Here is a 16,485-nt window from a genome sequence, read left to right as displayed (position 1 = left end):
ATTCGAACCTCCGGCCCCTGCGTCCCGAACCCGTTCCTGCGCCTTTTGCCTACCGGCACTCGGTGGTTAAGTCATTGAAAAACCTGGGTTCATTGTGCAACAACGTGCAGGAGCATGCAACTGCGTGCAGCACTTTCTTGGAGCAATGGAGCAAGATTGGAGCAAAATCGATGCCTTTGTCATTGACTGAGCAGGCACTCCAGAAGGCCCCGGTCGACACCCGCGAAGCCCATTCCCTTAGCCCCCCTACCCTAACGATCGCGAGGGCGGGTTTCCCTTCGTCTCTGAGGCTACGGCGCCCGATAACGTGCCATCAGGTCAGCAAGCCGCCGCGCCAGCTTCGCCTGCACCAACGGATCGCTGAGGCCGGTCTCCGGCGCACACCCCACGTAGCGCTCATCCCCAACCCGCTCCGCATCAAGCACGCTGAAATGGTCATCGAGAGCAAGCCAGTGCACGAGGCCCCTGCGAGCGGCCTCTCTGCGGATTTCCTCTGACCGGGGAGAGCACGAGATTTCGACCGCTCCGATGACACGCGGCTTCAAGGCCCCGAGCAGGTCTGCGAGGGTCTCGTCCGGGAAAAGACGACGCCAGTCCGAAGACACGACGATCCGGATTTCAGGGTAAGGCGTCAGTAGCCGCTCGAGGTGCGGTACCCAGCAAAACAAGGCCGAGTTGGCAATGAGATTGAACCCTTCGTCGAGCGCCTGCTCGCCGAACTTGTGAAGTACGCCGTCGTAGTCGACGAAAAGCACCGGATTCACGGACTCCTCCTATGCCTGTGTATCCAGAACCTGAGCCCTCGGCTTCCTGGCCGTCCGACTGGAACCGTTTCCGTCGAGCCATTCCGACGCCTCGTCGTCAGCTCGAACCGTGCCCTGCAATACCGAGCGGTAGCACCAAGTGTCCGGCAGCGTCCGCAACCGCGAAGTGATCTCAGCATCCAGGGTCGGTCGACCTATACTCGATTTTGAACCACCTGATTCCGGTCATGACCGAACCCTATCAGCCCATCACCAAGGAAGCAGCGGCTCACATCCTTTCAGTTTCGAAGCGGACCATCGATAACTGGCTCGCGGATGGCACCATCGTCGAACCCTCAAATATCGGCCGGCGCGTCTACTGGCACCCCGACATCTTCTACGCCTGGCTGAACGAACGACTGGGCGTCCAGTTGCCATCGGGCCCGGCGGAAAACGAAGACCCACAACGAACCACCACCAAACCTCGCGGGCGACCGCGTTCTGCCCCCAAGTGCCGCCGACAGATGCACTAGTGCCGTGCAGTCACAGGTTGTGTTACCGCCCCCAGCACAAGGGGGGATTCTCGTCGCAGTACCTGCGCTACTGTGCGATCGCGAAAAGCAACGGTTAGCGTAGCTATTCGCAACTGTCCGTGAGCACGGACGGGCCGCTCTCCGTGCTTGACAGCCGTCGCTCAAGATCGGCCGAGGCTTCCTCCGGGGTCGCACCAAGGCCGCACAGATGGGGCTCGGACCAGAAAACCCCTGCCTCGATATCACCTCCCTGCGAATCGGGCGGGATGGCGGCCTCGGGAAGCGGCCAGGCGACGTATTGTCCTCCGGAATAGCCACCGCCGTACCGGTCCGCAACCACCGTACACGTTCCCTGACAGTAAATGGGTTCAAGCACCAACCGTAGCCCGCCGTCTTCAGGGCGGACTTGGAGCTCAACCATGGAACCGTCCCTGAGTCCCAGTGTCCGGAGGATCTCAGGGGGAATCGCTACAACGGAGCGAGAATTCCCCGTCGGATCGCACTCGATCCGCGTGGTCACGCGATACGAAATCGTCCTCATGGTCACCCCACAAAAAAATCGCGGCACCGCTAAGGTACAGGGTGGCTATCGATGCAACGCCTCGAGCTTTTCGGCCAACTCCTGTTGGGCTGATACCACGCCCAAGCCCAGCAACGAATCAGTCAGCACAAGATTCGCACGGGCCTCATCAGGCCAGCCGATTCCGTCATCATCGACGGCGAGCCATCGATGATGACGATGTTGCTGAACATCTCCGAGGATCTGTTCGAACCGCGTCAAATACCGCCAGCGTCCAGGATCATGCAGATGCCAGGTGGCACCGACAACGCGTCGCTGTAACGCGTCGGGCAGGCGAACCAACGCATTGTCGAACCCGAATACGGGGACCCACGATGTTGAGAGGACGATCTGGAGTTCCGGGTACGGCGCGATGAGCGACTCAATGATCGAAGACCACTCGAACAATGCGAAACCGTCCATACGAAGAACGACCTGATTGCCCACCCGATAGACTTCGTCAGGGTGCAGAACGCCGTCGTAATCTAGATAGAGGACCGGAAGTCGAGGATCTCGTCTCCGCCTCTTCGGACTGCTCGCCTTGGCTGCCAACTCCATCGCCCCCGTCTCCTGAACCCTTCGGTGGGATTATGCCCAGCGGGCCGCAAAAACGGAAGTGCAACAATATTCTTAACATATTGTTTTAAATACCACTTTTGTCAAGCAAACACGCAAGCGCCACAGTTAATCACCTGGAGAACAGGTAGCCCGATGGCAAGGAAAATCCGTCTGCCCGGTGCCCCGAGTCACTATCGACGGGGTGAGAATGACATGCCGTGCAGGTCTGCCCAGAATGTCAGTGAGACTCGCTCTACTGTGATCCCAGCGCCCCACCCCACCCGAACAACCTCGCCTCCAGCGTCCGCGCGAACAACCGTTCGGGCACGCATTGCGCGAACTTCATCGACCGCTTGGCATCCTGTATTTCTGATTCACGCAATTGAAGGGGCAGTTCAGGCGCTGCTCTGAGCGCGTCCGTCGGATCTCGGCGCGTATCGACGCCCAGCTCGTCGTACCCGCTTCCGCCTGCCTGCTCCCGAATTCGGTGATAGAGCAGTCGGTTGGAAATCGTTCCCGCGTAGGTCCAGACCCGGTAGCGCCCTCGCTCGTCACGAGTTATGACCTGCCCGTCTCCCGTAGGCATCGCGCCCTGCAACTCCTCCAGGCGCAAGGCGGCTCGCTTTGAAAGGGTCACGCCGCCGAGCGTCTCCTTGCTAAGCGCAGTGCGAATCGCCCCACACACCTCGGCGCCCAACACACGACCCACCCCTGTCCATCGCGCCGTACCGCCACCGCTTGCTGGTTCCAGCGTCACGATGCGTCTGCCCCAGTCGACGTCGACAATTCTCCAGGTCCGTCCTGCCAGAAGGATGTTCCTTCGTTCCTCGTGTCCGCTCAAAGCGGACGGATCCACAAAACCGATGTCCGAGCCAGCATGCCTGGCGGTCAGCAAAGACGAGCCTTCGAACGTGGCAAGCAATCCGCGATAGTGAGCACGGCCATACTCTCGCTCAGTCTCGGGCCCCACCTGCAGGACGTTCTCGCCAGCCTCATGCAGGTATCCCAACTCCACCAGACCATCAACCAATACCTCCAGGTCGGCAGCGCCACACTCCGGGAAACACGTGGCAATTTTGGACAGAAGCTCGGTTCGCGCCAAGGCCCCGTGCTCCAGGACCACCGTCAGCGTCTGCTGCGCAACCACCCCCCAGGACTCCGGAGGCGCGATGGCCGCCTCGACCCACCCCTGCGTCCATTGCTCTGCCAACCCAAGGGTCAGCAAGAATGCTTGGTCGGTGGTCGCGAGGAAGAGACAGTTCCTACGAGCCCCTTGGCGGCGCCCGGTACGTCCCATGCGCTGCAGGAACGACGACACCGTGGACGGCGCATCGATCTGTATGACGTAGTCGAGATCCCCGACATCGATACCGAGCTCAAGGGTGGATGTCGCTACAATCACGCAGTCCTTTTCCTCCGCGAATGCGGATTCAGCCTGCTTGCGCTCGGAAGCACTCAGCGACGCATGGCTGACAAAGGTCCGTAGCCCATGTTGGCGCAACAGGTTTCCGATCTGCTCGGTTTGGCTTCGGGAATCGCAAAATACCAAGCGCTTCTTGCCCCGATGCAGCCGGGAGATTACCGTCGCGGCATTCTCGATCGAACCCACGAAGTCGACGGTGACATCGGCGTCCGTACTTACGCTGGCACTACCTACGACTTCCCGCTCACCGAAGGGGGCGAACCATGCGAGGAGCTGTTCCGGATTGCGCACCGTTGCCGACAGGCCGATCCGTTGCGGGGGCTCGCAAACGTAGCCCTCCAGGCGGGCCAGTATCGAACGCAGATGCCATCCCCGGTCATCGCCCGCAAATGCGTGCAACTCGTCGACGACCACCGCCCGCACGCTCCCGAACCACGCCTGCCGTTCCACACGCGTCGAAATCAGCATGCCTTCGACGGACTCGGGCGTGGTCAGGATGATGTCTGGCGGATCCTTCAGCGCCCGCTGCTTGCGCGACTGCGAGACGTCGCCATGCCACAGTTCCACTCGACGCCCAACCAGACCGGCGTAGTGCTCCAGGCGCTGAGCGAGGTTATTGAGCAGCGCCTTGATGGGACATACGTACAGCACGCTCACCCCGATCCAGTTCTCGGTAAGCATGCGGGACAGCACCGGAATGATGGCCGCTTCAGTCTTGCCACCCGCAGTGGGTGCCAACAGGAGGCAGTGGCGTCCGTCCCGGATGGGCAGAATCGCATCGCGCTGCGTCGGCCTTAGCGAAGACCAGCCCAGTGAATTGACGACGTGATACTGCAACGCTGGATGAAGCGTATCGAACGGATCCCCGACCGGTTCAGACGCGCGACTCACAACTCGACGTCGTCCACCGAATTGGCGTTCGCTGCCGCACGCTCGTTGGCGGACATTTCGGTCTCCGTCAGGGTCAGTTGATAGTGGCGGCGCGGATCGAACTCTGCGTGCAGGTCCACCCGATCAAGCACGTCGGCCACCAGCTTCTTCAGAAACAGCCGGGGCGCGACGCCTACCTTGCCTCCCAATCCACCGGCAACCGCTCGCGCAAGGCTCTCGACATAGCCGTCGTCAACGACATCAGCAATTCGGCGCACATCACCCGCTCCGGATGCATAGATGTCGCGCACCCGGCAGCCCACTTCCACCAGTGCCTCGTGGTTGAAGGGCGACAGCCGAATCTGCGCAGCGCGCGGATTGTCGAAGCGAGCCTCCGTGGCGAAGTCGACATGCAGGCGCTGGGCCAAGGGGACAAGGCGCTGGATGCCTTGCGGACCATCATAGAACGCCGGCGTACCGGTAATCAGCAGGTAGAGCCCGGGATAACGTCCGGCATCGATATCGTCGATCCACTGGCGCAAGGCGTTAAGCCCGCGCTCCCGCGTATCGGCACGCATGCGCTGCAGAGTCTCGACCTCATCAAGAACGAGCACCAACCCTGCGTAACCGCTGTCGCGAAGGATCACCAGCAGCCCGGCCAGGAAATTCGCCGCTCCGAAATGGTCGAGATCCCCTTTGATGCCCGCCGCACGCTTGATGCTGGCTGCGACGTTCGGCTGTCCGGCCAACCAGCTGATGAGCCCATCGGCCAGACTGGCATCACCACGGGCGACCGCCTGTCGATACGTGCGCAGCACCGCCGAAAACGCCGGCGCCGCCTTGCTGATAGTGGCCAGCCTTGCCTCCATCAGGGCGTCGGTGCGCGCCAACAGGCCCGCCTCGTCGTTCGCGTCCACGCTGCCCTCGGCGAGCACGTCCTGCTCGAGGGCAAAGAACCAGCCATCGATGACATGGCGGAACGCGCCCGACGCAGTGTCCGCAGTCCCGAACCGCTCCACCAGCCGGCGATAAACGGTCTCGAGCCGATGCAGCGGCGTTTCGGTCTCGTTGATCTGCACCTCGCTCGCGGCAAATCCCCTGCTGCGGGCACGCTCCTGAAACCAGCGCCCAAAGAAGGTCTTGCCGCTCCCGTATTCGCCGCGCACCGCCTTGAATGCGCTGCGGCCGGCGGCAACACGCTCGAGCTCCTCGTCCAGCACAGGCCCAAACGCATCGACCCCGACCGCAAATGCGTCGAGACCACTCCCGGGCACAGTGCCACGCCGCAAGGCACCGATGATGTCTTCACGCTTGGCTGCGCTGATCATCCGCGTCCCCTCACCTCTCCTAGGCTCCGAGCCTGAACTGCTTTAGCAGCAGTGTCTGGTTCAGTTCAATCATCCCGACCGTCTCGTCAAGTTCAATGACTGGTGCCTGATCCACATTCAGCACCCTTCTTACGGCCGCCAGCATGCCCGCCAAGCGCATTTCGGGGACGCCAAGCCGTTGGGCCACGGCCGTGCGCGACAATTTGCCACCGCGCTGCTCCAAGGCCAGCAGCAGTTGCCGCATCTGCTCGTCTGGCACAGCCACACGTGCGGCAAGTCGCCTCTGCGCCCCGTAGACTTCACTCGCTAGCAGGGCATCGACCCAATGTCCGTTTGGCTGAGCCACTGGCTGTGTCGGAGCTTCCAGCTCGAACAATGCCCCCTGCCCCTGCGGAACGGTGGTCTTCCGCCCTACGCTTCGGGCAGCTTTCGCCTCCGCGGGCGCCGTTGCAGAAACAGTCACTGCGACTGTTTCCGACGAGGCATTTAGATCCCACCATTCCGGCTGCGCCGGGACGGCAGGTTGCCAACCAGCCAGATTCATTCCGAGCGGCAGCAACACGCTCATCGGCACGACCACCTCGGGCAGCGAAGCTCCCCCGTGATATCCGTTCTTTCGGCCCGTGTACCGCGTTCCCTCACTCCAAAGACATACAGCGGTCTTCTGGCCCTCAGAGGTCAGGACTCGACGACCGCGCAGCACGATCTCATCGTCGTTCGCGGCCTGACTACCACTGCGCCAACGGTCACGTTCACCGCCGGCGCACTGCCGCGTACCGTCCTCCAGCACGTGTCCATGGTCGGCCGTAACGATGAGCACGCGCCTCGCGTCACGCGCCTCGCGCAACAAGGGCAGTAACAGGCGCAGCCCCTCCAGCCTCCAGGATTGATGGAGCTGCTCCGGCCCACTGAGATGGTCATCGACAGCGTTGTACACGACACCAACGACCTTTTGCCGACTGTCGGCGATCGCGCGGCGCACCTCTGCGGACAAGTTGCCGTCCTCGGCCAGTTCTCCCTTGTGGAAGAGCTTTGGAGGCGCCGAGGCATTGCTCTGCGCCTGCAAGTCCATCTGTGCGGCGAAGGCAGCCTTTTCCTGGCTGCTCCCCCCTGTCGTCAGCCCACCTGACAGCAGGCTGGCCCGGCTCACTTCGGTCACTGTCGGGAATGCAGCAACACCGGCCAAGGATCGGCCCAGGTCGGCCCGTACCCATTCTGCCCAACCCAACTGAGAGACATCGGCAAAGAGCTCGCGGAAGATGCTGAGGCTCAACCCATCCATCACGAGCAAGAGGACGGAGTGCGATTGCACGACAGGAGCAACAACGCCCTTTAGGGCGGACTCGACGGGAACCAGCCGTGGCGAAACGCCCAGCTCGTCCCCGCCTCCGCCGACCAGCAGCGCAGCAAATCTTTTCGTCAAGATCTCGCGACGAGCACTCACCGCGGACCGAAGCGCTCCATACGCAGCAGACACCGGTGCCAGGTCGTCACCCCCGAGCAGCCGGAAACGGCCCCAATCGACGAAAGCTCCTTCGTCAGCCTGCCAAAGCAGTGCCGCGGCAGTCGAATCGAAGGCAGGAACGGGCTCTACGAGCCACTTCACCAGCCGGGACGCCATGTCGACCTGCTCGAGGCGACGGGCGAAGCGGACTGCAAGTGCATGCCGTCGCACGTTGGCCGCACGGTCTGCGACCGATCGCGCGGCATCCATCAAGCGCCGGTCGGCGCCCCCCGACGAGCAGGCACCAGTGACCGCCTGCACTGCCTCGGCGAAACGCAGCATGCGCTGATCGAAGCCGACGGACACGATGTCACTCAGCCAAGCCAGTTCCCCAGCACGAAGTTCCTCGAGCAGCCTGTCTGCACGATCAAGTGCCCCCTGCCATCTCTCGTGTCCGGAACTCCCGACCAAGTCGGTCGCTGCCCTCGCCCAAGCCCGCCCCTCGACGACGCCGATATGGCGATCCGCGACATAACGCTCAAGCCGAACAGCAGCCTGGCCCAACGCAGGCTGTCGCTCCCCTTCGGGGGAGAACACCACCGTGCATACCAACCCCAAGGGCAGTGCATCAGCAAGGCGTTGGGTCTTGAAGGTCGCCAATATCAGTTGGCCGACCAGGCCTGCCGATTCCTCCAACCAGGCACAAACGTCAGACTGGGCGGATGCCGGGAGCCCCTCCAACCTGGCTTGGGCATCCGGCTGCTGGCTCCAGGCCAGCAGGGTCTGCGCATCCGGGCGCGCAGTTTCAAGTTTCAGGTAACGTTGAAGAACTGCTCCCCATACAGTCTCCAGGGCCAGAAATCCGGTCGCTACCGGGTCGTAGCCCCCATCGGTCGCTGCGTCGATCAACAACTGGGGCATCCAGCCAAAGCGTCCAAGGCGGGCGTCGACCTCGCGTGCCTCGAACATCTCGCGCACGATTTCCCACCCTTCGGGCTGCCAGATCCGCGCCTTGTAGATCCGGGCCGCAATGTCGTCGGGGAGCTCATGGGTCGCAAACGGCGTCAGCAACACAAGCCCTGGATCCACCGCAGCTTGCGACGATTCGAGTTCTACCAGCGCCTCACGCAAGCCAAGCACCGAGTCGCACCAGCGCAGATCGAATACCCTGCCACGTGACTGGATGCGCTCTGGCCAGTTCTGGCGCAGGGCCGAGCGAATGGCCACGGCTCGTACGGCTGCATCCTTCGCCAGAATGGTGTCGAGTTGCGCCGACACCTGCCCGGCCGACACCCCGGAAACAGGCGCCATCGTCATTCGCTCCGACGCTGGAGGCGCCAAGTGACCGTGAGCTCCAGCTCCCGATCGCTGGTGAGCCTTGCCTTGAGCTCATCCAACAGCCGCGTCGCCTCTTCGCCCGACAGATCGGCCCGCTGGTCCTCCTGGACAACGATAGTGTGTAGCCCCGGCGGTGGAACCACCGGAGGGACCGGAGCGGGAGCGGGCGCCACGGTACCGTATGGTGTTGGATTGGAACTGCCCCCTGCCCCTGTATCTCCACCTGGCTGAGGCGCAACGACCGACGCCAACAGGCGGACTGCATCTCGCTCCATCTCGTCAAAGCGGGACTTCAGCGGGACGACATGCTCATCCGCCGTCAGCACCTCCTGCAATCGGGTCAGGATTACCTGTGCTGCGCTATGGCGATGGTCGACCAGATCCTGCATCGCATCGAACAACTGCCACTTGGCATTGGCCAAGGCGGCAACCGTCGCGTCGACCTGCCCCAGCGAACGGCCAACTGCCGTTTCCGAGGTATCCAGTGTCGTCCCTGCCAACACCTCGACAAGGCGACGATCATCCGCCTGACAAAGGGCTTCGACCAAGGCCTGCGCCGATTCGGCCGTCCGTTGACGAGCACCCGAAGGGCCAGGCGCATATCGGGCGGCCCGATCGCGCACAGCTGACACCAGCTCCCCTGCCCTCAAACGCTTGCCCCGGGCAGCTTCGCGGACCTCGCTCACCAAGCGCGCAACACTGGATGCATTGAGCGTCTGCGGTAGGGTCAGGCCGAAAACCAGCCCCGCACGCCCCACCGCCCTTTGCCACTCGGTCGAGTCGGGCAGAGACTGCTCTCGCAACTCGAGTTCGTCCGAAACGGACTCGACACTCGGTTCCTGAGGCTGACCATTGAGCAAGAAGCTGCGATTGGTGAGCTGTGCGTAGCTCAGGATGATGAGGTTCTGCAGTTCCACGGGCAGTCCCATCGGCTGTGGCACGTCGATCCACTGCCGAAGTTTCGCGACGGTAATCGGGCCCCCACCATCGCGCGCATGGCACTGCGCAAAGTGCGTCTGCCAATGGGGTTCAATCAGCAGGTGCGTCTCGCCCATCACACCCAGCCGGCACGGATTGACGACCGAACGCACCAAGCGCCGCGTGGCATTGTCGGTCACCAACCCGCGGTGCCCAGACGCCTCGATTGCTTTCTGCACCTCCGCCCAGACCTTCTTGACCACGCTCGCCTTGATTTCGGTATCGAACTCCGGGTGTGCGGGGTACTGGTGGGCGAACAACTGTCCCAACAGATCCTCGAAGGCGGCATGAAAATCGGCACCCACCGGAGGGCGCGGCGCGAAAGTCGGATCGAGCGAACGGAACTGCTGTTCCGGCGACAACGCAAACATCACCGCATCGCGCGGCTCGACACTCACCCCATAGGCTACGTCGAGATGAGAGCGCAGCTTGATGCGGAGTGAGTCGAGCTGGTTGCGCGCCAGCGCCCTCGCCTGTGTCCGCTCGACGAACGACAGGTGTCCCGCATACTGCTCGAACCGCTCCCCCTGCAGGATGTGGTCGAGGATGACGAGGCGCCCCAGATCGTTCATCGCCTTGTTGCTCAGGAAGCCGGGCAACCACACGACAGTGCGCGTACTGCCCCCTGCGTAATCGTTGAGGCGGGCGATGTCGTCGTTCGGGGTACGGTTGGGCTCGTCGAAGGGGAAATCCAGCACCACCGTCCACGCGCCCGAGCGCCCGCGCAAACGCTCGTCCGCCATCTGGCGCACGTTCTCGTACAGCAGCTCCACCTCACGAGGCGTGCCGCGCCAGTGGAATTGATAACGGATGAACAGGCTACCGTCGTCCTCGATGCCGAGCTGCTCGAACAGCATGTCGCGGATCTTGCGGCGGCGGTTGCCGTCGTTGTCATTGACCTCAGCAGCACGCAGGATGGGTTCGATGTCGACCCCGGTCACCTGGATGGCGACAGTCGGGTTGTTGTCATCGGAAACCTTGATCTCACCGATTTCGCCGGCCCAGTCACGCAGGCGGCGGACGACGTCCTGCACCTCGCGCCCTGGAATGGGCGAGCGGAAAGTCCCATGGTTCAGGGCTACCAGACGGCTCGCCGTCAGCCCCTTCAGCGACTCGACCTCGGGCACCAGCGCAGCAAGCAGCAAGGTCTTGAGCAGACGGCCATCATTCTTCAGATTGCGAGCCGCACCCGCCTCCGCCTGGCCGAGCTTAATCGCTTCCCAGGTCACGCCGTGACGAGTCTCCAGCATCGGCAGCAGACGCTGGGTGTAGAGCCGTTTCGCATTCTCGAAATGCAGACGCATGCCTTCCGAGAAGGGCTCATCCCCCTCGGCGATCGCATCCCACAAGTCGCCGACGGGGATGAGCTGACCCAACTCGAGGTCTTCCCTCCGATCCACCAGCAATTGCAGCATCAGCTTCAGTGCTGTGCGCTCGCGCTGCAACGCTGCCGACACGGCAATCAGGGTCTGTACCAATGCAGGACTGAAGGGATAGACCTTGCGGAACAGATCGCGGTCGGCCTCGGTCGTCAGCAAGGTGTCCAGCACGTCGCGGCGAAGCCTCAGCACTTCCTCGAAGGCCGCCTGCAGCGTCTGGCGGGCCGCTTCATCGCGCGGGCGCAGCACCCGCTTCTCCGCGATGGCCGGCAGGTTGCGGTCCTCCAGCGTTACCCGGTGGAAGCGTGCCTCCCAGTGCTTGAGCACGTCGCTGAATTGCAGTTGCACCGAGCCGGCCAGGTTCTCGCCGACCAGATCGCGCAGGTCGCGCTGCCGGGCGACGAAGCTCACCAGCGGAATCGGCCGGTCCGCGTTGGTCGCCTCCACCAGCTTCACGAGTTTGGTGCCCTCGCGACTCACGAAATTGACGTCGGCCGCATGGCTCGCGAGCCAGAGCACCAGTTCGTCGAGGAAGAGGATCACCGCGTCGTAACCGAGGTCCCGAGCGTGGCGGCTCATGATGGCCAAGCCGTCATCCAGCGGAACGAAGGACTCGCCACCGGACGCCAGCGACCGATACGCCGAGAAGAACTGGCTGATCAGGTCGCCCACCAACCGCGCCCGCTCCTCGCCATAAGGCGGTTCCAGCATCGCGGCCTCGAAGGTCACCCCATCCCAGCCACCAGTGTCGAGTGCGCCCCAGCCTCCCCCCTGCGCCCCGGCATTGAGCTTGGCGAAGAACTCGGCGTCGCCCATTGTCTCTCGCATCCGGCACGCATCACTGAACAGCCCCTCGGCCAGATAGAAACCCGGGACCGGTGCATCGGGATGCTGCTTGCGCACGAAGTCTGCGTACTGCCCGAGGATCGCGCTCTCCATGTCCCGCGCGCCGATCATGTGGTACGGCACGAGAAGGAACTTGCGGCCCTGTGTCCAGGTGTGCCTCGCGACGGCTGGGGCCAGTTCGGGTATCGCCCGCGCCTGCATATTGCCGGCCAGCAGCAGGTTCAGCACCGCCATGAAATGGCTCTTACCCGAACCGAAACTACCGTGCAGGTAGGCAGCCTTGCTGGTGCCCGACAGCACCGCCTGTTCGATGAAGCCGAGCGCATTGTTGAACGCTTCGGCAAGCTGCGGCGTCACCACATAGTCGCGCAGTGTCTGCTCGGCATGGCTCACCCCCTCGGAGAGCTTCAGTACGAAGTCACCCTGATGCACGCGCTCAGGGATGGTGATGAGGTCTTTCAGCAACGGCATTCCGTCATTCCTTTACCTTGTGGCCGCATGCATCTTGAGTCCGTGACCGACGGTTCACGGGAGTTCTCGCGGGCGAGCAGGAATGACCACACGCAGAAAGTCATCGGTCAAGTCGAATTCCGCGTCCTTCCCCGTGTAGTCGCGCGTCAGCGGCACGATCTTGCGGCGTACGCCCATGCCTCGCATATCGACGTAACCGTAATCACGCATGATTTCAACGATGATGGGATTCCGGGGCGAGCGTTGACCTGCGAGCATCTTCTCAACTGTCATGGAGTTCTGCAGCGTTCCCGGACTAATAACTTCCAGTCTGTCTGCGTAGTTCGCGACCTCCACTTCCATTGATCGTGTCCAATCCCGATGCACGAGCGCGTTCAGGATGCATTCGCGCACGGCGTCCAGCGGATAGCGATATGTCCTGTCCCGACGTAACGACTCCGTGCTGGCCTCGCCCTCATCGGAGATGAAAGGGCGCATTCTATCCGCCAAGAGATCTATCAGTCCTGGCTCGACCAGTTGCCGCGCGCCTCCCACACGTCCCTCCCAAAGTGCCACCATGGGCGCATCAAGCTGGGTATCGTCCTGTGCCTGATAGTCTTTCGCATCGCCCGCGAAGGACATCCACCTCACACCGGCCTGGCGCAGACTGCGGCGGGGGCTTCGACCGAACAAGACAAGGCCTGCAATAGTGCAGACCGGTCTTCCATCGTCACGGGCAACGAGGAAGCCCAATCCCTGCAAGCGCTGCTCCCAGTCGTCGATCGTGGAGGGCGCCTCGGGGTCCCCTGCGATATTCACCAGGTAGTCTTCAAGCCGCGCCGAGTCGAGGCTCTCGAAGCTGGTACCCGAAACTGGCAACATCTCGGCGTGCAACATGCCTCCGCTCTCGAACAAGCGAGCTTGCTGCTCGCGCGTTGCCAAGCGAGAGGTACTCCCGACCCGAATGTAGATTTCCTCGCGATTGTTGTTACGCACAACATATGGCTTGGCGCTACCCTGGGTGACGGAAACGACTGCCACGCGTTTGTCGTCGTCGAGCACCAACTCCTCGTAGAACGGCAGGATCAAGGGGTGGATGTAACGTCCGAAGACGACGTCCATCACCCAGGCTTCCAGGTCCGGCCGCTGAACGCCGCTGATGCTGCCGTCGTCCTCCACGCCCAGCAGCACCTTGCCACCCTGGAAGTTTGCGAGCGCCACAATTTCCTTAGCGAGTTGCTCCGGTCTCACGTCGTCGCGTTTGAACTCGACCCCGGAGTTTTCCCCGTTGGCGATGACCTCGAGCAGTTCAGATTTCAGCATGGCCAGCCATCCTAAAATTCATACTTTTCCTTGCGCTGGATGAACGCGTCGCGCCCCCCCTCCAAGATACTGGCGACCTGGTCCCGAATAGCAGGAACGTCGATCGACCCCTGAGCCTCTACCCCGAGCGACCCATGGTTCTCGGACGCCGTGAACACGCCGATCCATTCCGCATCACCAAACACCGGGATATTCGCGTTGTGGGTTGCGAAGAGGAACTGCCGGCTGGTCTTGGCTTCCCGCAACTCACTCACGATCCGCTCGGCAATGAACGCGTTATCGAGATTGTCCTCTGGCTGATCCATGATGAGCGGATCAACGTTTTCCAGCAGCAACATGTGGAGAATCGCCGTGCACTGTTGCCCTGTGGACAACTTGTCCAAAGCTCTGAATACTGGTGCAGCGCCTTGATGGGCAACGTTCAGGGAGATGTCGACCCGGTGATCCAGTTCCAGCGCCTCCAACTCCATCAGCTGCGAAGGCTGTAACCGGGCAAGGGCCTCCGCGACAAGAGGGGTTAATTCAAACGAAGCCTGTATGAATTCCGCCCCCTGGCGAATCGACTGGGCCAACGTCAACGAACTCACACCATCGAGTTCATCGATCCACGCCAGGCGTCGTTCCCCGACCCCCTCCAGATTGCAGCCCAGCAGGAAGCGCTTCAGCGGCGTCCGATCCGCTTCGGCCACAATGTCGACCTTCAGCTTGCCCTCAAGACGCCTGTTTAGCCGCTTCGCCGCGGTTTGCAGAGCTGCGATGCGTTGCCCGCGCAAGTCGGACAGCTCGGCGAGCAAATTGCGTCGCGCCTGTTCCTCGTTGGCACGCAGGTTCTCGAAATTCCCGAGTCGCGTTTTCAGAGGCTTGATCCGCTCGATGTCCTGCATCAGGCGTTGGTAGGCGACCCCGACCTCCGGTCCACTCTTTCCCGCCATCGAAGGCAGGCTCCGCAAGGCCTTTTCCAATTCGACCTCGTGAGTTTGCAGCGAAGCCTTCCACTGAACCATCAGACTCTGGAACCGGCCGTCGCTCTCGCGCAACTCGGTCTCCATCGTGTCCAAGTGGCGACTGAAGTTCTGCTGCAATGCCTCGAGAAGCGCACGCATGGGAAGCAATTGCTCAGTATCCGGCAGCCCGGTCAGCGCCTTGTCACTGATAAACGCAAGGTCCGGCAAGCTGTCCCGGAGGGTAGCCACCCCCTCACGCAACCTCTGCAATTCTTCGCTCGCCCGCTCAGCAATTTGGCGCTCACGCACAAGCAGCGGTGTCTTCGACAGCTTTTCCTGAATGCCGAGACTCTTGAATCCCTGCAGTTGCTCCTCGAGCTTCGGCAAGCGCTCGACCTCAGCCTTCAAATCATCAAAGTCGCTCAGGACTTTGACCAGGCGCGACTGGTTTTCCTTCAGGCGCTTGTGCAGCTCCGCGCTGCGTTGTGCGTAATCGTCGTCCTGAGGCAGAAAGCGATCCAACAACTTCAGACGGCTCGCATCATCCTGCGCCAGCTCAAATATCTCGTTCTGGCCATAGATATCGATGCCAGGAAGAAGATCGCGCGGATGCAGTGTCGATACGTTCCCATCGACGTCGCGCACTATCGGGTACTCACCATAGCGCCGCGAGATGCGGTACCGCTTGCCGTTTTGCGATGACGACTCGACCTCGAGCTCGACACGGCCCGTTGACTTTCCAAGGTTCTCCTTGAGGATCTCCTGGTGAAGCTTCTGAGCCTGTTTCCCTCGTGGAGGAATATCCAGCACGTATCGCAGACACTCAAGCAGGGTCGACTTGCCCGTTCCCCGACCGCCAATGACCGTATTCAGGTGATCGGAGAAGGTGACCTCCACGCCGTCGAGGTACCCACCCGAGACGCTCATCCTTAGAATCCGGCCGATGGGGTCTTGAACCCGGTCGGAATTCAGACGAACGCGTGACCCAGGGTCGAGAAAAGCTACCTTGAACGCTGCGAAGCTTGGCCGCGTCATCTTGATCCAGCAGGTCGCGCCGGGATCCTCAAGGTCCTCGGGTTTCGCAACGTCCTTGGCGTTGATGACGGCCATGGGCCGCTCTCGCCGGTAATCATTCAGCTTGTTCAGAAAAGCCTTCCGGTAGAAGTCGTCCTCGATGCCCCTGAGATCCTCGATCGAGCCTGGAATCTGTGCTGCCCTCAGCTTGGGCATCTGCCATACGTGGTTCTGCCGAAGCTTCAGCAAACCGCGTTCATTGGTGCAATGCGCGGCATAGATGAAACCACCAAGCTGCTCCACCTTCTCGATGAGATGGGCCGAGCTCAAAGTCGAGGGAAGCACGCCGTCCGTCGGGTCCAGTAGATCCAGCGTGCCAAGATAACGTTCCAACTGCTGGCTGCTCGTGTCCTCGGCGAACAGGCACACAAAATGGGCTTTGTCGTTCGAGGCGATCTCGAAGCCGGGGAAGACAACGATTCCATGGGGTTGCAGAGTCTGGCGCAGCATATCCACGCTCGCGACGCTGCCATGATCCGCGATGCCCACCACCTTGATATCGAGTTCAAGGCACTTATCCAGCAGGGCCCGGTTGTAATCCTGCTCGCCCAAACCATGCTCTGCGCCGCGATAGGCGCCGTTATACCCGACAGGATTGACCTGGAGGGCGCAGCGCCAGAATTTCGCGTAGGTGTAGTGGTCAGTCACAGATATCGAATTATTCATGATGGCTTCCCGTTGGCATCGTGGATCCC

9 protein-coding genes are annotated in these 16,485 nt (G+C 61.9%); 1 reads left to right on the top strand and 8 read right to left on the bottom strand.

Features of this window, described 5'->3' with window-relative positions; genetic code table 11:
- Positions 1–290: 290 nt before the first annotated feature.
- Positions 291–764, bottom strand: coding sequence for an HAD domain-containing protein (locus AZKH_RS05765; protein WP_015434806.1), 474 nt, complete (start codon positions 762–764; stop codon positions 291–293).
- A 227-nt stretch (positions 765–991) separates the two neighbouring features.
- Here AZKH_RS05765 and AZKH_RS05760 point away from each other — a divergent pair, with 227 nt between their 5' ends.
- A complete protein-coding gene (locus AZKH_RS05760; RefSeq protein WP_015434805.1) occupies positions 992–1,276 on the top strand; it encodes an AlpA family transcriptional regulator in 285 nt (94 codons plus the stop codon).
- Between the two features lie 586 nt (positions 1,277–1,862).
- On the opposite strand, the gene AZKH_RS05750 is transcribed toward AZKH_RS05760, so the two are convergent.
- From AZKH_RS05750 to AZKH_RS05720, 7 genes are all read right to left on the bottom strand, one after another.
- Positions 1,863–2,393: an HAD domain-containing protein gene (locus tag AZKH_RS05750; RefSeq protein WP_015434803.1), complete on the bottom strand. Its 531-nt coding sequence runs from the start codon at positions 2,391–2,393 to the stop codon at positions 1,863–1,865.
- Positions 2,394–2,646: 253 nt separating this feature from the next.
- Positions 2,647–4,707, bottom strand: coding sequence for a DEAD/DEAH box helicase (locus AZKH_RS05745; protein WP_015434802.1), 2,061 nt, complete (start codon positions 4,705–4,707; stop codon positions 2,647–2,649).
- Positions 4,704–6,014, bottom strand: a complete 1,311-nt coding sequence (brxD, locus tag AZKH_RS05740) for a BREX system ATP-binding protein BrxD (RefSeq protein ID WP_015434801.1) — start codon at positions 6,012–6,014, stop codon at positions 4,704–4,706. The genes AZKH_RS05745 and brxD overlap by 4 nt, the downstream gene beginning before the upstream one ends.
- A 19-nt stretch (positions 6,015–6,033) precedes the next feature.
- Entirely contained in the window at positions 6,034–8,769 is a 2,736-nt protein-coding gene (gene pglZ / locus AZKH_RS05735) for a BREX-2 system phosphatase PglZ (protein WP_156822043.1), read from the bottom strand.
- A 2-nt stretch (positions 8,770–8,771) separates the two neighbouring features.
- Positions 8,772–12,470 carry a phage resistance protein gene (locus AZKH_RS05730; protein WP_015434799.1) on the bottom strand — a complete coding sequence of 1,233 codons (3,699 nt, stop codon included), beginning with the start codon at positions 12,468–12,470 and terminating at the stop codon, positions 8,772–8,774.
- A 54-nt stretch (positions 12,471–12,524) separates the two neighbouring features.
- Positions 12,525–13,772, bottom strand: a complete 1,248-nt coding sequence (locus AZKH_RS05725) for an RNA-binding domain-containing protein (protein WP_015434798.1) — start codon at positions 13,770–13,772, stop codon at positions 12,525–12,527.
- An 11-nt stretch (positions 13,773–13,783) separates the two neighbouring features.
- The gene (locus AZKH_RS05720) at positions 13,784–16,456 is read right to left on the bottom strand and encodes a TrlF family AAA-like ATPase (RefSeq protein ID WP_015434797.1); all 2,673 of its coding nucleotides are present in this window, start codon (positions 16,454–16,456) and stop codon (positions 13,784–13,786) included.
- Positions 16,457–16,485 lie beyond the last annotated feature (29 nt).

This window comes from Azoarcus sp. KH32C, from assembly GCF_000349945.1.
Lineage (GTDB): Bacteria > Pseudomonadota > Gammaproteobacteria > Burkholderiales > Rhodocyclaceae > Aromatoleum.
Note: the sequence above shows the minus strand (reverse complement) of the source record. Positions and strands in the feature narration are given on the sequence as shown.

Excerpts from the sequence above, each read along its gene's own strand:
- AZKH_RS05760 (WP_015434805.1), top strand. The coding sequence starts at position 992 with ATGACCGAACCCTATCAGCCCATCACCAAGGAAGCAGCGGCTCACATC.
- AZKH_RS05750 (WP_015434803.1), bottom strand. The coding sequence starts at position 2,393 with ATGGAGTTGGCAGCCAAGGCGAGCAGTCCGAAGAGGCGGAGACGAGAT.
- brxD (WP_015434801.1), bottom strand. The coding sequence starts at position 6,014 with ATGATCAGCGCAGCCAAGCGTGAAGACATCATCGGTGCCTTGCGGCGT.
- pglZ (WP_156822043.1), bottom strand. The coding sequence starts at position 8,769 with ATGGCGCCTGTTTCCGGGGTGTCGGCCGGGCAGGTGTCGGCGCAACTC.
- AZKH_RS05730 (WP_015434799.1), bottom strand. The coding sequence starts at position 12,470 with ATGCCGTTGCTGAAAGACCTCATCACCATCCCTGAGCGCGTGCATCAG.
- AZKH_RS05725 (WP_015434798.1), bottom strand. The coding sequence starts at position 13,772 with ATGCTGAAATCTGAACTGCTCGAGGTCATCGCCAACGGGGAAAACTCC.
- AZKH_RS05720 (WP_015434797.1), bottom strand. The coding sequence starts at position 16,456 with ATGAATAATTCGATATCTGTGACTGACCACTACACCTACGCGAAATTC.